Here is a 19244-nt window from a genome sequence, read left to right on the forward strand (position 1 = left end):
CTTTCAGAAGGACGAATAAAAATAACTTGAGGAGGATTTGATGAATCACGAACAACTAGCAAAAGAAATTTTAGAGGATGTAGGCGGAAAAGAGAATGTGTCCAGTCTGGTCCACTGTGCCACTCGGTTACGTTTTAAGTTGAAGGACTCAACAAAGGCAAATAAAGAAAAACTGGAGAACACAGATAAAGTTTTAAGTGTAGTTGAAAGTGGTGGTCAATTTCAGGTCGTTATCGGTAATATCGTGGATGAAGTTTATCAAGAGATCGCCCCACTATTAGGTGTTACTGAAGCTGATGATCGCAGGGACGATATAGAGCAAACTTCAGAAAGTAAAGGATCATTCGTGTCTAAACTTTTTGAACATATATCAGGAAGCTTTTCACCTCTTATCCCTGCACTCGCGGGATCGGGTATGATTAAAGCATTATTAACGATTTTAACAGTCGTTGGTTGGTTATCTAAGGAAAGTGGTACTTATCAACTCTTATCGGCTGCGAGTAATGCAGTTTTTTACTTTTTACCTATATTTTTAGGGGTAACAATATCCAGACAATTAAAAGCGAACCCTTATGTAGGAGGGGTCATTGGAGCGGCGTTATTTGAACCTTCCTATACTGGATTATTAGAAGCCAGTGAAACAACAGACTTTCTAGGTATTCCGGTTGTATTAGCAGATTATTCTACCTCAGTATTCCCTATTTTTATTGCAATTGGTATTTATGCTGTATTAGATCGGGTGTTAAAGAAAGTCATTCATAAAGATATTCAGTTATTTTTAAATCCGATGCTTTCATTGATGATCATGTTACCTTTGACAGTTATTATTTTCGGTCCTTTTGGTACATATGTAGGGGGAGCGATATCGTCAGCAGCATGGTGGTTTATTGGTGTAAGCGGGACAATGGCAGGAATTTTATTAGGCGGATTACAAGCATTTCTTGTTATTTTCGGCCTTCATTGGGGCATTACACCGATTACATTGAATAATTTATCTACATTGGGCGGCGACCCAATTGAAGCATTATTTGCATGTTCTGTCTTTGCTCAGGCAGGTATTGCATTTGGTATATTCCTACGGTCAAAACGTGATAAAAAAGTAAGAGCATTGTCAGGTTCAGCGTCTTTAACAGGGGTTATGGCTGGGATCACAGAACCTATTTTATATGGCCTAATTCTAAGGTATAAGCGGACCATCCCAATGTTAATTATCGCAGGGGGAGCTGGTGGTGCTTTGAGCGGTACAGTCGGCGTTCAAATGACATCTTATGTGTTTCATAATATTTTCTCGGTTGCCGCTTATTCGCCAATGATCACCCATATTATGAGTATTTCGATCTCTTTCGTTGTTGGGGCATTACTCGTGATCTTTTTTGGTTATCAAAGCAAAGAAAATCGTATGAATAATCAACCGTCAAATGTTTCAAATGTGCATCAAGTAGACGTAAATAGCCCATTAACGGGTACTGTTAAGCCACTAACTGAAGTGAATGATCAAGCATTTTCTTCAGAAGCAATGGGCAAAGGCTTAGCCGTTGTTCCAACAACAGGTGAGGTATTAGCTCCAATCAATGGTACTGTAACCGCACTTTACCCAACAAAACATGCGATTGGTATTACTTCTGACGAAGGAGTAGAAATTTTAATTCATATTGGATTAGACACCGTTCAACTTGAAGGGGAGTATTTTAACACATCTGTACAATCGGGTGAACGTGTGAACAAAGGAGATCCGATCATGCAATGTGATATTCATGCGATCGAAAAACGAGGCTACGATATAACGACACCTATTATTATAACTAACTCTGAGCGTTATTCTGAGTTTATTATAACGGGTCAAAACAACGTTCAAGCAAAAGAATCTCTATTTACACTTCGGGAGGAATAAATATATGAATTATGACCAGATAAAACCTTTTCCATCTAAGTTTTTATGGGGTGGATCCACTTCAGCGTATCAGGTTGAAGGTGCTTGGAATGAAGATGGTAAAGGACCATCTGTGATTGATATGGCTAATCACGTGCCAGAAGTGACGGATTTTAAAGTGGCAAGTGATCATTATCATCACTATCAAGAAGATATTCAATTATTAGCAGAAATGGGGTTTAAAGCATACCGATTTTCGGTGTCTTGGGCTCGGATTTATCCAGAAGGTAGTGGCGAGTTGAATCAAAAAGGGATTCAGTTTTACCATCAGTTAATTGATGAGTTGTTATCATATAATATTGAGCCCATTTTAACGATGTATCATTTTGATTTACCTTATGCATTAGAAGAACAAGGAGGATGGTCGAATCGTAAGACTGTCGATGCTTTTGAGCAATATGCAGAAACATTATTCGATCATTTCGGAGATCGTGTGAAATATTGGCTCACGATTAATGAACAAAATATGATCATTTTGCATGGAAGCTCGATAGGTACTTCATCACAAGATAGTGAGAATCAACAGCAAGATTTGTATCAGCAAAATCATCATATGCTCGTCGCACAAGCAAAAGCGATGGCGTTATGTCATCGCAAGCTTCCGAATGCAAAAATTGGTCCTGCTCCAAACATTGCACCTATTTATCCAGCTTCATCTAAGTCAGAAGATATATTAGCTGCTAATTCTTATACGAATATTCGTAACTGGCTTTATTTAGATGCAGCTGTTTATGGTCAATATAATCATGTTGCATGGGCCTATCTTGAGAAAAAAGGCTATACTCCAGTGATGCAGGAAGGCGATATGCGTATTCTTCAAGCGGGAAAACCAGATTTTATTGCGTTCAACTATTATACGTCGCAAACCGTTGGTGAAAGTACAGGCGGTGATATGGATTATTCACATACAGGTGATCAGCATGAGACGGTTGGAGAACCTGGAATCTATCGAGGATCAGTGAATGAAAATCTCAAAAAAACGGAATTTGGTTGGGAGATTGACCCTGTAGGCTTTCGAACGGTATTACGTGAAATATATTCCCGTTATCATTTGCCTTTAATCGTTACTGAAAATGGATTGGGTGCTTTTGATCAGTTGGAAGAAGGAGATGTCGTTAATGATACGTATCGAATCGATTATCTCAGACAACATATTGAACAAATTCAATTAGCAATTACTGATGGTGTTGACGTTTTTGGCTATTGCCCGTGGTCAGCTATTGATCTAGTTAGTACACATCAAGGCTCTAGTAAGCGTTACGGATTTATTTATGTGAATCGTGATGAATTCGATGTGAAAGATTTACGTCGTATTCGCAAGCAAAGTTTCTACTGGTATCAAAAAGTCATTGCCAACAATGGTCTTGAATAATGTAATTATCCAGCTGAAGCTAGAATTATAAATCTCACGCCAGAAATATAAAAGAAAGGCTAGAAATAACCAAATTCCACCATCAACCAATAAATTTAAAGAAGAGGCTTACGTGCGACAACCATTCGTAAGTCTCTTCTCTTTTGCATTCTATCAATATATTAAATCAATAAATACGCAACGAATATTCCAACAGCCCCAAATAAAAAGGAGTAAGGTAAGTTATAAAATGTAATGTAATAAGGGCTTTGCCGTAAGCTCATCGAAGTAATCGTTACTACTAATCCATACGTACCAATCGGAACTGTGGCGACACCACTTGTAATCAGGATAACGGCTAAGCTTAACGGACTTAGAATATCCATTAACATCGTACTAATCCCACCAAGAACACCCATCGTTGCAATTGGATGAACACCAAACATACTCATAAAAATAAATAATAACTGTATCATGATTAAGATCAATAATGGAGCATTCGACACAGCGATAATGGGATCTTGAATCATTTGCAAAGCAGGTGATTCATTTAATGTTCCGGTAAAGAAAGCGAGTGTGACAAATAAGACAATAAAGTTTTGCATGTGATTTAAATTGTCTTTCCACTTGTTCCATCCAATTGTCCAAAAGCTTTTGAATCGCTTCATGAACAATGACCAAACGAAAGCGAATGGAAATACGATGACGGTCACGATAAAGATAAATTCTAGGTCAAAGAGGTTGCCTAAAAGAACAACTATGACTAGGAATGATAGTAATGCAACAATTAATTGCAAGATTTTGCGACGTTTGTGTCTCGCTTTTTGCGTGTTGACACTATCCTCATCTAGCGGATAATGGTATCTTCCAAAATAATATCTTCCCCACATGCTATCAATGGCATACATAACAATCGTAATGATCATCATAATCGGTAATATTTGAGCAAAGTTAACCCCTGTAATAAAAATAGCCATTGCAACTAATACTTCTAATGGACTCCATGGAAGCGCCAATGAATAACCTCTTAACGTTGCCATCATGATAAACTTGTTGGCTACCTGTCTTTTTACTGGTTTTAAATTATCAACTAAGACATCTTGACTAATGGTAGCAGATGACACATTGAGAAAAGCCGTCAGCGACATCATGGCTGTGATACTCCGTTGATAGAGCATACCTAAATCTTTTACGTTGCCGCGAAGCAATTGCTGCAGTAACCGGTCAAATCGTCCTGCTGCAACGACACTGTTCATCCACGGTAACATGGCTAGCAAAGTAAGCAACGATAAATTTCCAGCTAAAATCGGTGGTAGCTGATGTATTGATAAATCCGCTGAAAAATAAAGTGAGGTACCCGTCACAATAAAAAGAACCCCTAATATTTGAAATAACCGTGACGCTTTATGAAAGCTAATGACGAACATGAGAAACGCCAATATCCCCAAGCAATCGTTTAGTATTTCATTCGGATATAGGACAGATATAATATGTAACAAAAACACGAATGCAAAAAAGATGTATAGTCGTTTCATGGAGCACCTTCTTTCTAGATTAAACGTATTTCCATCTTACCAAAACATATGTGAAAACACAGTGTGTCACAATAAAATGATTGATTTTGATTGAAAGTGAATTTTTGCAATTGACTTTGATTGATTTTGGTTATATAATCTATGTAAACGATTTAATAAAAAATGAGGGAGTCAATCATGTTAACGGTTGAACGTCACGCACGTATTTTGGAATTTTTGAAACAAAAGGAAACCGCTACTGTGAAGGAGATTGGTGAGGTTACAAAAGCCTCAGAATCAACCATTCGCAGAGACTTAAATGAGCTTGAAAAGAAACAGCAAATTAAACGCGTTCATGGCGGGGCGGCTTTAGTCCATCAAAAAAGCCAAGAACCAACCTTATCTGAAAAGAGCCCTCAATATAAAACAGCCAAACAGGCGATTGCGACATCAGCAGCTGCTCTGATTGATAAGGGTGATACCGTATTTTTAGATGCAGGAACCACAACGGTAGAAATGATTCCTTGGTTAACCGATCAATCACTCGTTGTCGTCACCAATGGTATTCCCCATGTACAAAAATTAATGGAACAAGGAATCGAGACCTATGTCGTTGCAGGTAAAGCAAAACAGGGAACAGGTGCATTGATTGGCACAAAAGCAGTCTCGACTCTTCAGGAGTATCATTTTGACAAATGTTTCTTAGGGATGAACGGGATTCATGCAAGTCAAGGCTATACGACACCGGATCCAGAAGAGGCAAGTGTTAAACGACAAGCTTTGGAGCAGTCACAATCCACTTATGTGTTGGCAGATGCGTCAAAATTCGGTGAGGTTTCCTTTTCCAGTGTGGCCGCACTCAGTGATGCGACGATCATGACATCAGGTGAACTGTCAGCACAACAACATAAAGAAATTAAACAATCAACAACAATAAAGGTGGTACCTTCATGATTTATACATTAACACTGAATCCAGCCGTCGATTACATCGTGCGACTGAACGATTTTCAACTGGATCAAATTAATCGAAGTCAGTCAGATGAGAAAGAAGCAGGCGGAAAAGGGATCAATGTATCGCGTGTGTTAGCGAATTTTGATCAACCGAGTACGGCGCTTGGTTTCATAGGTGGCTTTACTGGCAAATTTATTACCGATGTCTTGGATCAATTCCACATTCAGCATCATTTTGTGGAATTGCAAGATGATACACGAATTAATCTGAAAATGAAAGCAGCCAATTCAGAAACAGAGGTGAATGGCACTTCGCCAGAAATTACAGATCAAGCGTATCATCAATTGTTAGATAGATTAGGGACATTAACGGATCAAGATGTTGTTGTCATGGCTGGAAGTTTGCCTACGACGTTGTCGAGTGACACGTATCAGGCTATGATTCGATTACTCAATCAAAAGGGGGTAGAGACATTTCTAGATACGAGTGGGATAGCTTTTCAAGAAGCGGTGAAAGCAAGTCCGAGTTTTGTCAAACCGAATCATCATGAATTGGGCGAGTTTTTTAATGAAACGGTAGATGGACCAGAAAAAGCCATTCAACTGGCGCAACAATTGCAAACCACGTATCAAATTGATCATGTGTTTGTATCAATGGGCAAAGATGGAGCGGTGTATACCGGAGAAGCGGGTCAATTTCAATTAGACCCACCAGAAGGCGAGCTCATTTATTCTGTGGGAGCTGGTGATTCGACTGTTGCTGGTTTCCTTTATCAATGGCAAAAGTCTCATGATGCCAAACAAGCGGCGGCATTTGCTGTAGCCGCGGGAAGTGCAACTGCCTATTCAGAAACGTTATGTACAAAAATGGAAGCAGAAGAACTATTTGAACAAGTGAAAGTAAGTAAAATATAAAGAGAGGATGATGACGATGAACATCACAGAGTTATTAAAGCCAGATGTCATGATTCTTGATGTCGAGGCAGAATCTAAAAGTGACGTTCTTCAAGCGATGGCTAATCAACTTGATGCAGCAGGGCGATTAGCTGACAAAGAACAATTTTTACAAGCGATTTGGGACAGGGAACATCAAAACAGTACAGGTATCGGGGAAGGAGTAGCCATTCCTCATGCGAAATCAAGTGCTGTTCAGCAACCAGCGATTGCTTTTGCGCGTTCGCAGGAAGGCGTTGACTTTGAATCATTAGATGGTCAGCCGAGTCATTTGTTTTTCATGATTGCAGCGAGTGAAGGGGCCAATGATGATCATTTACAAACGTTATCCAGACTATCTACCCTTTTGATGGATGGCGATTTCCGCAAAAACTTGTTACAAGCACAATCGACAGAAGAAATTACGCGTTTCATTGATGAGAAAGAACAAGAGAAACGAAATGAGCAAGAGGAAGAAAACAATAGCGCACCAACGCAAAAAGGACCAGAGATTCTTGCCGTCACAGCTTGTCCGACTGGTATTGCGCACACATATATGGCAGCTGACGAATTAAAAGATACAGCTAAACAAAAAGGTGTGAGCATCAAAGTCGAAACGAATGGCTCGGACGGTGTAAAAAATCAGTTAACCGCTGAAGAAATTCAAGCAGCGAAAGCGATTATCGTAGCTGCGGATACAAAAGTCGAAATGGAACGTTTTGCAGGAAAGAAAGTGTTGCGTCGAGGCGTAACCGATGGGATTCACAAGGCTGATGAATTAATTGATACTGTACAATCTGGTGATGCACCAGTTTATGAAGGGGATGGTAGTTCATCAGAAAGCACTAGTTCAAGTGGTGGACGTGTCGGTTTCTATCAGCACTTGATGAATGGTGTTTCCAACATGCTTCCGTTTGTTGTTGGTGGCGGTGTGTTAATTGCGATTTCCTTCTTATTCGGAATAAATTCAGCCGATCCAGAACATCCGTCATATAATGAATTTGCAGCCGCGCTAAATAGTATAGGCGCTGAGTATGGTTTAGGACTTATGGTAGCTGTCTTAGCAGGTTTTATTGGAATGAGCATTGCTGATCGTCCAGGTTTTGCGCCAAGTATGATTGGTGGATTTATGGCCTCAACCGGTGGAGCAGGCTTTTTAGGTGGTTTAATTGCTGGTTTTCTCGGTGGTTATGTCACTGTACTTGTGAAGAAAATGTTACGTGATTTGCCACAAGCGTTTGATGGAATTAAAACAATTCTATTTTATCCTGTATTAACGATTTTTATTACTGGTATTTTAATGCATTTTGTGATTATTGATCCTGTTGCGAATATCATGAGTTTTCTTGAAACATTTTTAAATAATATGTCAGGTGCTAATGCCGCGATTCTTGGCTTAATTCTTGGTGGTATGATGGCGATTGACATGGGTGGTCCGATTAATAAAACCGCGTTCACTTTTGGTATTGCCATGATCGAAGCGGGGAACTTAGGACCGCATGCAGCGGTAATGGCTGGTGGTATGGTGCCACCGTTAGCCTTAGCGATAGCGACCATATTATTCCGCAATAAATTTACGAAAGAAGAACAAGACGCAGGAAAAACAAACTTCGCACTGGGTGCCTTCTTTATTACCGAAGGTGCGATTCCATTCGCCGCAGCTGACCCTGGACGTGTCATCCCATCCATTACGGTTGGTTCAGCTATAGCGGGTGGCTTATCGTTACTATTTGGTATTGGTTTGCAAGCACCACATGGCGGTATTCTAATTATTCCAACGCCAGCTACAGAAGGAATGTGGCCACTTTATGTGCTAGCCATTGTCATCGGTGCCATTGTTTCCGCATTAATGATCGGTTTCTGGAAAAAACCCGTTAACAAAAAATAATTGATATCCGTACAGGCGATTCAACGATAAGCGTTGGATCGCTTTTTTTACTGGGAAATCGCATCAGAGTCACATGCAGATTTTCCAGTAATATGTGATTTACCGGGAAAAGTAGGTAGAGCCACATGCAGATTTCCCAGTAATGTGTAATTTACCGGGAAAAGTAGATAGAGCCACGAGCAGATTTCCCAGTAATATGCGTATTACCGGGAAAAGTAGGTAGAGCCACATGCAGATTTCCCAGTAATGTGTAATTTACCGGGAAAAGTAGGTAGAGTCACATGCAGATTTCCCAGTAATATACGTATTACCGGGAAAACCCCCATCATTAACCATGGATCACCCTCAGTTCTCTTATGTATACCATCTCGTATTTTGATTACTATAAGACGGTATTCTCCATTTTAAATAATGTCAACATTCCCCTTGTCAAAACCACATTTTTATTGCATTGATTGTCATATGCAAACGCTATATTCTTGAAGTAAGGAATTATTCCTAATATTTATTGATTACGTGATAGAGAAAGGAGAAATCGTCATGGCACAGAAAGGTTTTCGTGCAAAAGTTCAACGATTTGGTAGTCATCTGAGCGGTATGATTATGCCAAACATTGCTGCATTTATTGCTTGGGGACTAATCACCGCATTATTTATTCCTGATGGGTATTTTCCAAATGAAGAATTAGCTTCACTCGTTGGACCAATGATTAATTACTTATTACCACTACTTATCGGTTTTACAGGTGGTCGTCTTGTATATGATATACGTGGTGGTGTCGTTGGTGCAACCGCAACAATTGGGGTCATTGTTGGCGCTGATATCCCGATGTTCTTAGGCGCTATGGCAATGGGGCCACTCGGCGGTTATTTAATCAAAAAGCTCGATGATGTATTCCAAGATAAGATCGGTCAAGGTTTTGAAATGCTTTATAATAACTTCTCAGCCGGTATACTGGGTGCGGTATTGGCAGGAATCTCACTAAAAATTATTGGGCCGATTATCAATGGTATCACTCAAGTGTTAATAGCAGGGGTTGAATTTTTAATCAATGTCGGTTTATTACCACTTGCGAATATTATTATCGAACCAGCTAAGGTACTATTTTTAAACAATGCAATTAATCATGGGATCCTCAGTCCGATTGCTGCAGAGCAGTCATCTGAGACAGGGAAATCAATTCTTTTCTTATTAGAAACAAATCCAGGACCAGGTTTAGGTGTATTATTAGCATTTATGGTATTTGGTACGGGAGCTGCAAGAAGCTCAGCATCGGGTGCTTCCATCATTCATTTCTTTGGGGGGATTCATGAAATCTACTTCCCTTACATTCTAATGAAGCCGGCACTTCTTTTAGCAGTGATCGGTGGCGGTGTCAGCGGTGTGTTTACGTATACAATTTTTAATGCAGGCTTAACTGCTACACCATCTCCAGGTAGTATTGTAGCGCTTATGCTGATGACGCCTCCAGGAGATCATTTCATTATTGCTCTAGGTGTTATTGTGGCAACGCTTGTATCATTCTTAATTGCATCTGTTATTTTGAAGGCAAGCAATTCAGAGGGAGAAGACTTATCGAAAGCAACGAGTCAAATGGAAGAGATGAAAGGTAAGAAGAGTAAAGCATCTGATTCGTTAAGAGGGAATGAAGAACAAGCATCTACTCAACAGGCAGAAGATGTGAATAAAGTAGTATTTGCGTGTGATGCTGGCATGGGATCAAGTGCGATGGGCGCTTCGTTATTAAAAGATAAATTTAAAAAAGCAGATATCGAAGGCATTGATGTTACCAATAAAGCCATTAATGATTTAACCGATGAAGCCGATATCATCATCACGCACAAAGATTTAACGGACAGAGCAAAGGAGAAAATTCCAAGTGCAGAACACATTTCTGTAGAAAACTTCTTAAATAGTCCGAAATACGATGAATTAGTCAATCGCTTAAAAGCAGACGAATAAATAAAAAAAGAGGTTCCTTGCTAATATTCAAGTAGCAAGGAATCTTTTTAAATAATGGCAAGAAGTCAATGGACGAAATCATATGAATATTGTATTGAATGTCCTGTGTTGTCATGGTTACAATAAACGTATCGTCTTGATCTTATTAAGTTTTGTCACGGTTGATAAACGCTGTTGATATACGGGGGTGAAATCTGATGTACTTAACGGGTCGTGAAAGGCAGTTAATCGATTACTTGCTAGCACAGAAAGGTCCGATTCCAATTCGTGAATTAGCAGAAAACTTAGATGTCAGTGAACGAACGGTTCATCGGGACATTAATCAGCTGCTAACAACGCTTGAAAACTATGGTGTAACGATTCAAAAGCAGTCGGGTATTGGTATATCATTAAGCGGATCACCCGAGCAAAAAGAACAATTAAAGGCAAGTTTATTACAACAAACGCATACAGATTTTACCCCAGATGAACGGAAAGTCATGATTCTAATCACTTTGTTAGAAGCGAATGAACCAATAAAATTAATGGCAATGGCAACGAATGTAGATGTTACCATCGCAACAATTAGTCACGATTTGGACACGATCGCGCCCTTTTTAGAAAAATTCGACCTGCAATTGATTCGTCGAAGGGGATATGGGGTGAAAATAGAAGGTTCAGAGGCTAATAAGCGCGCAGCTATCAGTGCGTTAATTTCAGATTATGTAGATGAATCGGATCTACTCATGTTACTGCGAGAAAATATTGAGAGAAAGTCGCAAACGGTAACGGATACGATATCTAATCGTTTATTAGGATTAGTAGATCAAAACAAGTTACACGCCATCGAACAAACCATTGATCGTGTGAAACATGAAATCCCTTATCAATTAGCCGATAGTGCCTATATTGGTTTAGTCGTCCATCTGACATTAGCGATCGAACGTGTACAAAAGGGCGAAAATATTGATTTTGACACGGACTATTTAACCGAATTAAAACAATCTGAAGAATTTGCGATTGCTGAAACCATTTTAGAGGAATTAGAACAAGTATTTCAGATGAAGATTCCTAGAGCTGAAGTTGGTTTTATTACGATGCATTTATTAGGAGCCAAGTTACGTAAAGATCATACGCCATTCCTTGAAGAAAACATGTTAAATATCGGTGTGCAAACAAAAGAATTAATGGCTTATGTTAGTGAATCGATGCGCATGAATGTCACACAAGATAAGCAAATGTTATATGATCTTGTCGCTCATTTAAAACCAGCGATGTACCGATTAAAACAAAACATGCCGATAAAAAATCCATTATTGGCAAATATCAAGCAAGACTATCCCACGTTGTTTCATGTGTTAGATGAAGGTGTGAAGCAAGTGTTTCCGAATATCCGTTTTCCAGAGGAGGAAGTTGGATATCTCGTATTACATTTTGCTTCTGCTATGCTTCGCGTGGAAGAAGATGTATCGGTCCATGCGTTAGTGATTTGCTCGAGTGGGATTGGAACATCGAAGATATTAGCATCTCAGATATCACAACACATTCCAGAAATTCAATCAGTGGATCATACGTCCTTGTTTGCGATGGAAAATCAAGCATTGAATCATTATGATATTTTTGTATCGACCGTCCCTATTGAGCACTTTAAAGAGGATTATATATTAGCTTCACCATTTTTAACGGATGCAGATATTTATGAAATCCGTAAACAAGTGAGACAAAAGAAAATGCAAGTAGGCCTGTCACAAAATCCATCGTTCTCTTCGCAAAAAATAGAGACAGTCAATAAAGAAGAGCGTATGAATCAGATTAAAAAAATCGAGCAATATGCAAAAGTGATCTATACGATAGTAAAAGGATTCAAATTGGAAAAGCTAACAAAAACGCCATCGAAAGAATCAATGCTGTATGATATTTGTGAAAAGCTTTCGACAAGAGAAATCGTTCGTCACGTGCAGGCCTTGTATCAGCAGTTGCTTGATCGTGCAGAAATCGGGGGACTTGCGATTCCGAATACGAATATGGCATTATTCCATGCGCGGAGTGAGCATGTGTTAGAACCATCATTTACGATTCATGTATTAGATGTACCTATGCCATTAGAAGGTATGGATCAAACGGTGATAAATGTAGAAAATGTGTTGCTTATGTTATCGCCAAAGTCGCTAAGTGAAGAAGGATTAGAGGTTCTTAGTCATATTAGTGAACTGCTGATTCGTGATGAAAATCATCGCTTGATTTTCCAGTCAAAGGATGCTGAGCAAATTCATCAATTACTGATTCAAAGATTAGATCAATTTTTAACTAGCAAATGATAAGGAGAGTGTACAGCATGGCAAAAGACATGTTAACAAGTGAAAATATTGAACTGGGAGTAGCATTAGAAACGAAAGAAGAAGCCATCCAATACGTCGGCAATCTGTTACAGAAAAATGGTTATGTAGAAGATACTTATGTAGACAAAATGCTTGAACGCGAAGAAGTGACTTCAACTTATATTGGCAATCAAGTAGCGATTCCTCACGGGACAGAGGATGCAAAACAAGCAGTGAATGAAACAGGCTTAGCAGTAGTGACGGTGCCAGAAGGTGTTGACTTCGGTGGGAATTCAACGCATATCATTATCGGTATTGCTGGTAAAGGTGATGAACACTTAGAGATTCTCTCCAATATTGCACTCGTATGTGCTGATGAAGCGAATATCGAAAAAATGAAACAAGCAGATTCCAAAGAAGCTATATTAGACATTCTTGGAGGGGTCCAATAATGCTCGCTGTTCATTTTGGAGCAGGAAATATCGGGAGAGGATTTATCGGTTCACTATTACATCGTGCTGGATATGAGGTGGCTTTTGTTGATGTCAATGAAGACGTGATTCATGCGATTCAGACAAGAGGACAGTATCGAGTCATTTTTGCGGGCGAGAATCAAGAGGAAGAAGTGATTGATCAGATATCTGCGATTAATAGTAGCACGAATCCAGAGAAAGTAGAACAAGCCGTTGCTGAAGCTGATCTAGTTACGACGGCTGTTGGGCCAAATGTTTTGCCTGTGATTGCTAAGGCCATCGCGAGTGGGTTGACACAACGTTTTCAACAAACAGAGGAGCCGTTAAATGTGATTGCATGCGAAAATATGGTTGGCGGTAGCTCGGTATTAAAAGATGAAGTCTATAAACATGTCACAGCTGAAGAACAGGCTTTGATAGCACAACGGGTTGGTTTTCCTGATTCAGCCGTTGATCGGATTGTTCCGAATCAAAAACAGGATGACCCCCTCGCTGTTGCGGTTGAACCATATTATGAATGGGTTGTCGAGCAACCAGCAATCAGAGGTGAGGTACCAGATGTCCCTGGAATTACGTATGTTGATGAGTTGAAACCTTTTATTGAACGAAAACTGTTCACTGTCAATACAGGCCATGCAACGATTGCTTATGCCGGTCGCTATTATGGCTATCAAACGATTAAAGAAGCATTAGAAGCAGAGGAAGTATATGCATTAGTCAAAGGTGTCTTGGATGAAACAGGTAAGGTCCTCGTCACGACGTATGGTTTTGAACCAAAAGAACATAAGGATTATCAAGCCAAAATTCTCGAGCGATTTCGTAATCCATATATTTCAGATGAAGTAACACGAGTGGGAAGAGGCCCGATTCGAAAACTGGGCAATCAAGATCGTTTTGTACGACCAGCGTTGTTATATCGAGAGGTGTTTAACGAAACGCCCAACTATGTAGCAAAAGCCATTGCGGTTGCGTTATTGTATAAAAATGCTGAAGATCAGGAAGCCGTTGATTTAGAAAACAAAATCAATCAACAAGGCTTTGCATCTGGATTTGCCGAAATTGCAGCATTAGAAGAAGATCACCCACTTGTCAAAGAAGTCGTCAAACAAGTCCAATCGTTGTAATTGATAACAAGTTGAAAGAATGGAAAAAACACCCTCACCAGATTAGGTGGGGGTGTTTTTTTCAAGTGTTGATGTTTCACCTTAGCGTAATTGACAGAATGTACGAAAAAGTTCGTTTATTGCGTCGTTTCTTTATGAAAGTCTAATCCCGTATAAACGGCATCGACATAGCCTTTGCGAACGACGAAATCACCGAAATGTTCTCCTTCATCTCGCTCTTTTGCATAAATTTGAAAGATTTCATCTAACGTAGATAGAATTTCTTCTTCATTAATATTCTCTTTATACAATTGGTTGAGTCGATCACCGATGAAGCTGCCACCCAGATAAAGGTTGTATTTTCCTGGCGCTTTACCAATAAAGGCGATTTCTGCTAATGCAGGACGTGAGCATCCATTTGGACAACCTGACATACGAATTACGATTTCTTCTTCGATCAATCCCTCTTTTTCCAGAAGTGCATCGATTTTATCTAATAATTCAGGTAAATAACGTTCGGATTCAGCCATCGCAAGTCCGCATGTTGGAAACGCAACACAAGCCATTGAATTTCGACGTAAACCGGAATAATGTTTTCCTTCCGTTAATCCGTATTCATCGATTAACGCTTGAATCTGTTTCTTTTTCTGAGCAGTAACATTAGCAATCACTAAATTCTGGTTTGGTGTGAGACGGAAATCACCTGTGTGAATGTGAGCAATCTCACGCAAAGCCGTTTTTAATTGAACTTCATCTGTATCTTTTACACGACCATTCTGAACAAACAAGGTAAAATGCCAACGATTTTTTCCTTTGACCCAACCGTATCGATCACCATTATGATCGAAATGATAATCTTTGGCTTCCTCTAAGGCCCAGCCAAGACGATCGGCTAATTCTTGTTTCAACCAATCTAAGCCGTAACGGTCGATGGTATATTTGAAACGGGCATTTTTTCGATCGGATCGATTACCATAATCACGTTGAATCGTAACGATTTTTTCAGCGACATCGATCACATCTTCTTTACGGCAATAGCCTGCGATTTTCCCAACTTGAGGATATGTGTTTACATTGCCATGAGTTGATCCCATACCACCACCAACGACGACATTAAATCCGACGACTTCATTATTTTCAATGATCGCAATAAATCCTAAATCTTGAGAAAAGATATCAACATCATTAGACGGTGGTGCAGCAATGCCGATCTTAAATTTACGTGGCAAATAAGTGGATCCGTAAATCGGTTCTTCTTCCTTGCCATCCACTACTTTCTCACCATCTAACCAAATTTCATGATAAGCATTCGTTCTTGGTGATAAATGATCGCTAATTCGCTGCGCCCAATCTTGAATTTCTGCGTGAATGTCTGATTGGTATGGATTTGGATTACACATCACATTTCGGTTTACATCACCGCAAGCTGCAATGGTCGTCATTAATTGGTCATTGATCGTTCGAATCGTATCTTTCAAATTCCACTTTAAGATGCCATGCAACTGAAACGCTTGTCTCGTCGTTAGTTTAATCGACTGATCGCCATATTTATCGCCTAACTCATCGACGCTTAACCATTGTTTCGGTGTAGCAACTCCGCCTGGAATGGCGACTCGTAACATAAATTGATAGGCGGGTTCTAGCTTTTGCTTTCTTCTTTCATCTCGTAAATCACGGTCGTCTTGTTGGTAACTACCATGAAATTTTAATAGTTTTGTGTCATTTTCAGATATGGAGGCGGTGATTGGGTCTTCTAATCCTTCTTCAATTGTTCCACGTAAAAATTGACTGTCGGATTTCAGTGCTTCCATAGGGTCTAACTTCTTCTGGTCATTTGCCAATTCAAACGCTCCTTTCAGTCATTTAATAAACGTCTCGCTGGTATCGTTTTTCCTGCTTTAATTGGTTCAAGTACGCTTCAGCTTCGGACGCACTCAAATTCCCTTCTTCTTCAATGATATCAAGAAGGGTTTGATGGACGTCTTTAGCCATCCGTTTCTCATCCCCACATACATAAAAGTGAGCCCCTTGTTTTAGCCAGTCATAAATCTCTTTGGATCGTTCTTGCATGCGGTTTTGTACATACACTTTCTCTTTATTGTCTCTAGAAAATGCGACATCCATCTTACTTAAAACGCCACTGTTAAGCCAGTTTTGCCAATCGACTTGGTATAAAAAGTCGGTGCGGAAATGCTGATCACCAAAGAATAACCACGTTTTCCCTTCTAGCTCTAATTCTTCCCGTTCTTCTAAATAGCCACGGAATGGAGCAACGCCAGTACCTGGTCCCACCATAATGACAGGTGTTTCTTCGTCAAGCGGAAACTTGAAATTCGGGTTTTTGTGGACGTACACATTCACTTGGTCGCCTGGTTCAATACGGTCTGCAATTTCTCCACTGCAGACGCCATCACGGTCTCTTCCGTAACTATGGTAGCGAACCGTGGCAATGGTAAGGTGTACTTCATCTGGGTTTGCTTGATAACTGCTGGCAATTGAATATTGTCTAGCAGGTATCTTTCGCAAGAAATCCATAATGTTATCAGCTTTTAAATGATTCGGTGGATAATCCGTTATCAGATCGAGCAAATCACGCCCGTCAATATAGTCCTTCACTTTTTCCGCATCACTGATTAATGCATCCAATTCATCATTAGCAAAATAGCTTTGTGCTTTTTCAATTGAACTTTTTGTTAACCGAGTAATCTCAAAAATAGATGTTAAGGCCTCTTGTACAGAACGAATTTCTCCTTGCTTATTAATGGGGATCGATTGTTCAGCATCCCAATCTAGTTTATCTATAATCTGTTGAACGAGTTTTGGATCATTTTTCGGATAGATAGCTAAGCAATCACCAGGCTCATAGGATAAATTCGAACCTTCAAGTGATAGTTCAATATGACGTGTTTCTTTTTCAGATCCTTGCCCGCTCAATAAAATGTTGTCCAAAACCTCTGCTGCAAAAGGGTTGGATCTTGTGTATACTGGTTGGTCAGCTGGAACGTCTTGATTGGACGATGCGCTAGCTACTGAAGGAGTGGGTTGATCTTGCTTTAATTCCTCGACTACCCCATCCATCCACTCTGCTGCTGGCTCATCGAAATCTACATCGCAGTCAATGCGCGGTTTGATTCGTTCAGCTCCTAATTCTTCCAATCGCTTATCGAAATCTTTTCCCGTTTGGCAGAAATGGTCATAGGATTCATCACCGAGTGATAAAACAGCGAATTTGACATCGTTTAATTTCGGTGCCTTGCGGCTGTGTAAAAACTCATGGAATTGAATCGCGTTATCAGGAGGATCACCTTCCCCGTGTGTGGCAGTAATGATCAGCAAATCTTCCACTTCTTTTAACTTCTTTGGTTTAAAATCATCCATCGCTGAAACAGTTGTTGTTCGGTTTAATTCATTCGTTTTGTCAGCAAGTTGTTCGGCTAGCATTTGACTATTGCCAGTTTCTGAACCATATAAAATCGTAACGGTTCTGCTAGCAGGCGTTTCAACAGCGGGAGCTACTGTTTCTTCACCACCTGCTTGCGATCCAGATCCCATTAAATACCCTGCCAACCATGTCCGCTGGTCGGAATTTAAGTTGGGAACTAACTGATTGATTAAGTCCGCTTGTTTTTCATTAAACGGACTATTTTCCACTTTTAGGGTCAATCCTACCACCTCGTCATCATAATTATTCCGATAAAAATACTTAAGATTAAATATAAAAATAAAGTTGCCTATTGAGAACCTGAAGCAACATGTATACCGCATTCTGTCTTGTTAAATCCAGCCCATCTTCCAGAACGTTCTTCACTGGAGTCAGTTACTGGTTGAGTACAAGGGATGCATCCGATACTTGGGAATTGTTGGTCGTGCAATTTGTTGTATGGCAGTTGGTGTTCGTCGATATAATCCCAAACGTCGTCCCAAGACCAATGGATTAACGGGCACACTTTGACTGATTTAAATCGTTCGTCTTTGTTAATAAAGTTTGTGTTGGCTCTGCTCGGAGACTGTTCTCTACGTAAACCAGATACCCATGCTGTAACCCCTGATAAAGCTCTTTCTAATGGTCGGATCTTTCGTAAATAGCAGCATTGATCGGGATTTCTGCTCCAAAGCGCTGGGCCATACTGTTCTGATTGCTCATCGACGGTTAATTCCGGTTGTTGCATCTTAATTTGTAATTGCGGATAGGTAGTTTTTACTTCCTCAATCAAATCATATGTTTCTTGAAAATGCAAGCCTGTATCGAGAAAAACAAGTTTTGCATCTGGCTTGGCTTTGGCTATTAAATCAATGAGAACCATGCTTTCAGCTCCGAAACTGCAGGCATAAACTAAATCATCACCATAAGTGTCATAAGCCCATTGTAATAATGTGCTTGCACCTTTTGTCACATCGTCTTTTGCCGGACGAAAACTATTCCACTCGGTATCATCGAATTGATCATAAGTTATCATTAGATCAACGTCTCCTTTGTAAATGGTATTGTTAAGAGATCGCTGTACGATTTATATAAAATGGCATTACTAAAATTGATTTTAATCCCGATTAAACTTATCGGAATATATTACTATCTTATCACATCAGAAAAAAATGTCAATAAAAAATATTCGTTATGTATGGCTGGATTCTCTAATGTAAAGCTTATCATTTTATTTATCCCTTAAACAGCTGTATCTAAGCCATCTATTTGAGTGATAAATGGATTTATGATGCAAACAAACGCCCTCATTTCTTCTGTTTGATGCATATATTCATTTTCGATGCAAACAGATATTTCTTTCAACTCAGTTTGACGCGTTTATGCATTTATCATGCAAATAACTACTCTTGCTTTTTT

13 protein-coding genes are annotated in these 19244 nt (G+C 39.6%); 9 read left to right on the plus strand and 4 right to left on the minus strand.

The window, feature by feature from the left end; genetic code table 11:
* Positions 1-40 precede the first annotated feature (40 nt).
* Both J416_RS01555 and J416_RS01560 read left to right on the plus strand, forming a co-directional pair.
* A complete protein-coding gene (locus J416_RS01555) occupies positions 41-1891 on the plus strand; it encodes a beta-glucoside-specific PTS transporter subunit IIABC (RefSeq protein ID WP_003463402.1) in 1851 nt (616 codons plus the stop codon).
* A gap of 4 nt (positions 1892-1895) precedes the next feature.
* Positions 1896-3302, plus strand: a complete 1407-nt coding sequence (locus J416_RS01560; protein WP_003463403.1) for a glycoside hydrolase family 1 protein — start codon at positions 1896-1898, stop codon at positions 3300-3302.
* 161 nt (positions 3303-3463) lie between these two features.
* Here the strand turns inward: J416_RS01560 and J416_RS01565 are convergent, their stop codons facing one another.
* Positions 3464-4816 carry a hypothetical protein gene (locus tag J416_RS01565; protein ID WP_003463404.1) on the minus strand — a complete coding sequence of 451 codons (1353 nt, stop codon included), beginning with the start codon at positions 4814-4816 and terminating at the stop codon, positions 3464-3466.
* A gap of 177 nt (positions 4817-4993) precedes the next feature.
* Between J416_RS01565 and J416_RS01570 the strand changes: the two genes are divergently transcribed.
* From J416_RS01570 to J416_RS01600, 7 genes are all read left to right on the plus strand, one after another.
* Positions 4994-5749: a DeoR/GlpR family DNA-binding transcription regulator gene (locus tag J416_RS01570; RefSeq protein WP_003463405.1), complete on the plus strand. Its 756-nt coding sequence runs from the start codon at positions 4994-4996 to the stop codon at positions 5747-5749.
* Entirely contained in the window at positions 5746-6663 is a 918-nt protein-coding gene (gene pfkB / locus J416_RS01575; protein ID WP_003463406.1) for a 1-phosphofructokinase, read from the plus strand. The genes J416_RS01570 and pfkB overlap by 4 nt, the downstream gene beginning before the upstream one ends.
* A 16-nt stretch (positions 6664-6679) precedes the next feature.
* Positions 6680-8569: a PTS fructose transporter subunit IIABC gene (locus J416_RS01580; RefSeq protein WP_003463407.1), complete on the plus strand. Its 1890-nt coding sequence runs from the start codon at positions 6680-6682 to the stop codon at positions 8567-8569.
* Positions 8570-9109: 540 nt separating this feature from the next.
* The gene (locus tag J416_RS01585; RefSeq protein WP_003463408.1) at positions 9110-10531 is read left to right on the plus strand and encodes a PTS mannitol transporter subunit IIBC; all 1422 of its coding nucleotides are present in this window, start codon (positions 9110-9112) and stop codon (positions 10529-10531) included.
* Positions 10532-10728: 197 nt separating this feature from the next.
* Positions 10729-12828 (plus strand): BglG family transcription antiterminator, encoded by a 2100-nt coding sequence (locus J416_RS01590; RefSeq protein ID WP_003463409.1) that lies wholly within the window; start codon positions 10729-10731, stop codon positions 12826-12828.
* A gap of 17 nt (positions 12829-12845) precedes the next feature.
* A complete protein-coding gene (locus tag J416_RS01595; RefSeq protein ID WP_003463410.1) occupies positions 12846-13280 on the plus strand; it encodes a PTS mannitol transporter subunit IIA in 435 nt (144 codons plus the stop codon).
* Complete coding sequence (locus tag J416_RS01600; RefSeq protein WP_003463411.1) at positions 13280-14425, plus strand: mannitol-1-phosphate 5-dehydrogenase; 1146 nt, start codon at positions 13280-13282, stop codon at positions 14423-14425. The genes J416_RS01595 and J416_RS01600 overlap by 1 nt, the downstream gene beginning before the upstream one ends.
* Before the next feature lie 116 nt (positions 14426-14541).
* Here the strand turns inward: J416_RS01600 and cysI are convergent, their stop codons facing one another.
* The 3 genes from cysI to J416_RS01615 form a co-directional block, all read right to left on the minus strand.
* A complete protein-coding gene (gene cysI / locus J416_RS01605) occupies positions 14542-16245 on the minus strand; it encodes an assimilatory sulfite reductase (NADPH) hemoprotein subunit (RefSeq protein WP_003463412.1) in 1704 nt (567 codons plus the stop codon).
* Positions 16246-16267: 22 nt separating this feature from the next.
* Entirely contained in the window at positions 16268-18067 is a 1800-nt protein-coding gene (locus J416_RS01610; protein ID WP_003463413.1) for an assimilatory sulfite reductase (NADPH) flavoprotein subunit, read from the minus strand.
* A 68-nt stretch (positions 18068-18135) separates the two neighbouring features.
* Complete coding sequence (locus J416_RS01615; protein WP_003463414.1) at positions 18136-18861, minus strand: phosphoadenylyl-sulfate reductase; 726 nt, start codon at positions 18859-18861, stop codon at positions 18136-18138.
* Positions 18862-19244: the final 383 nt, after the last annotated feature.

This window comes from Gracilibacillus halophilus YIM-C55.5, assembly GCF_000359605.1.
Lineage (GTDB): Bacteria > Bacillota > Bacilli > Bacillales > Amphibacillaceae > Gracilibacillus > Gracilibacillus halophilus.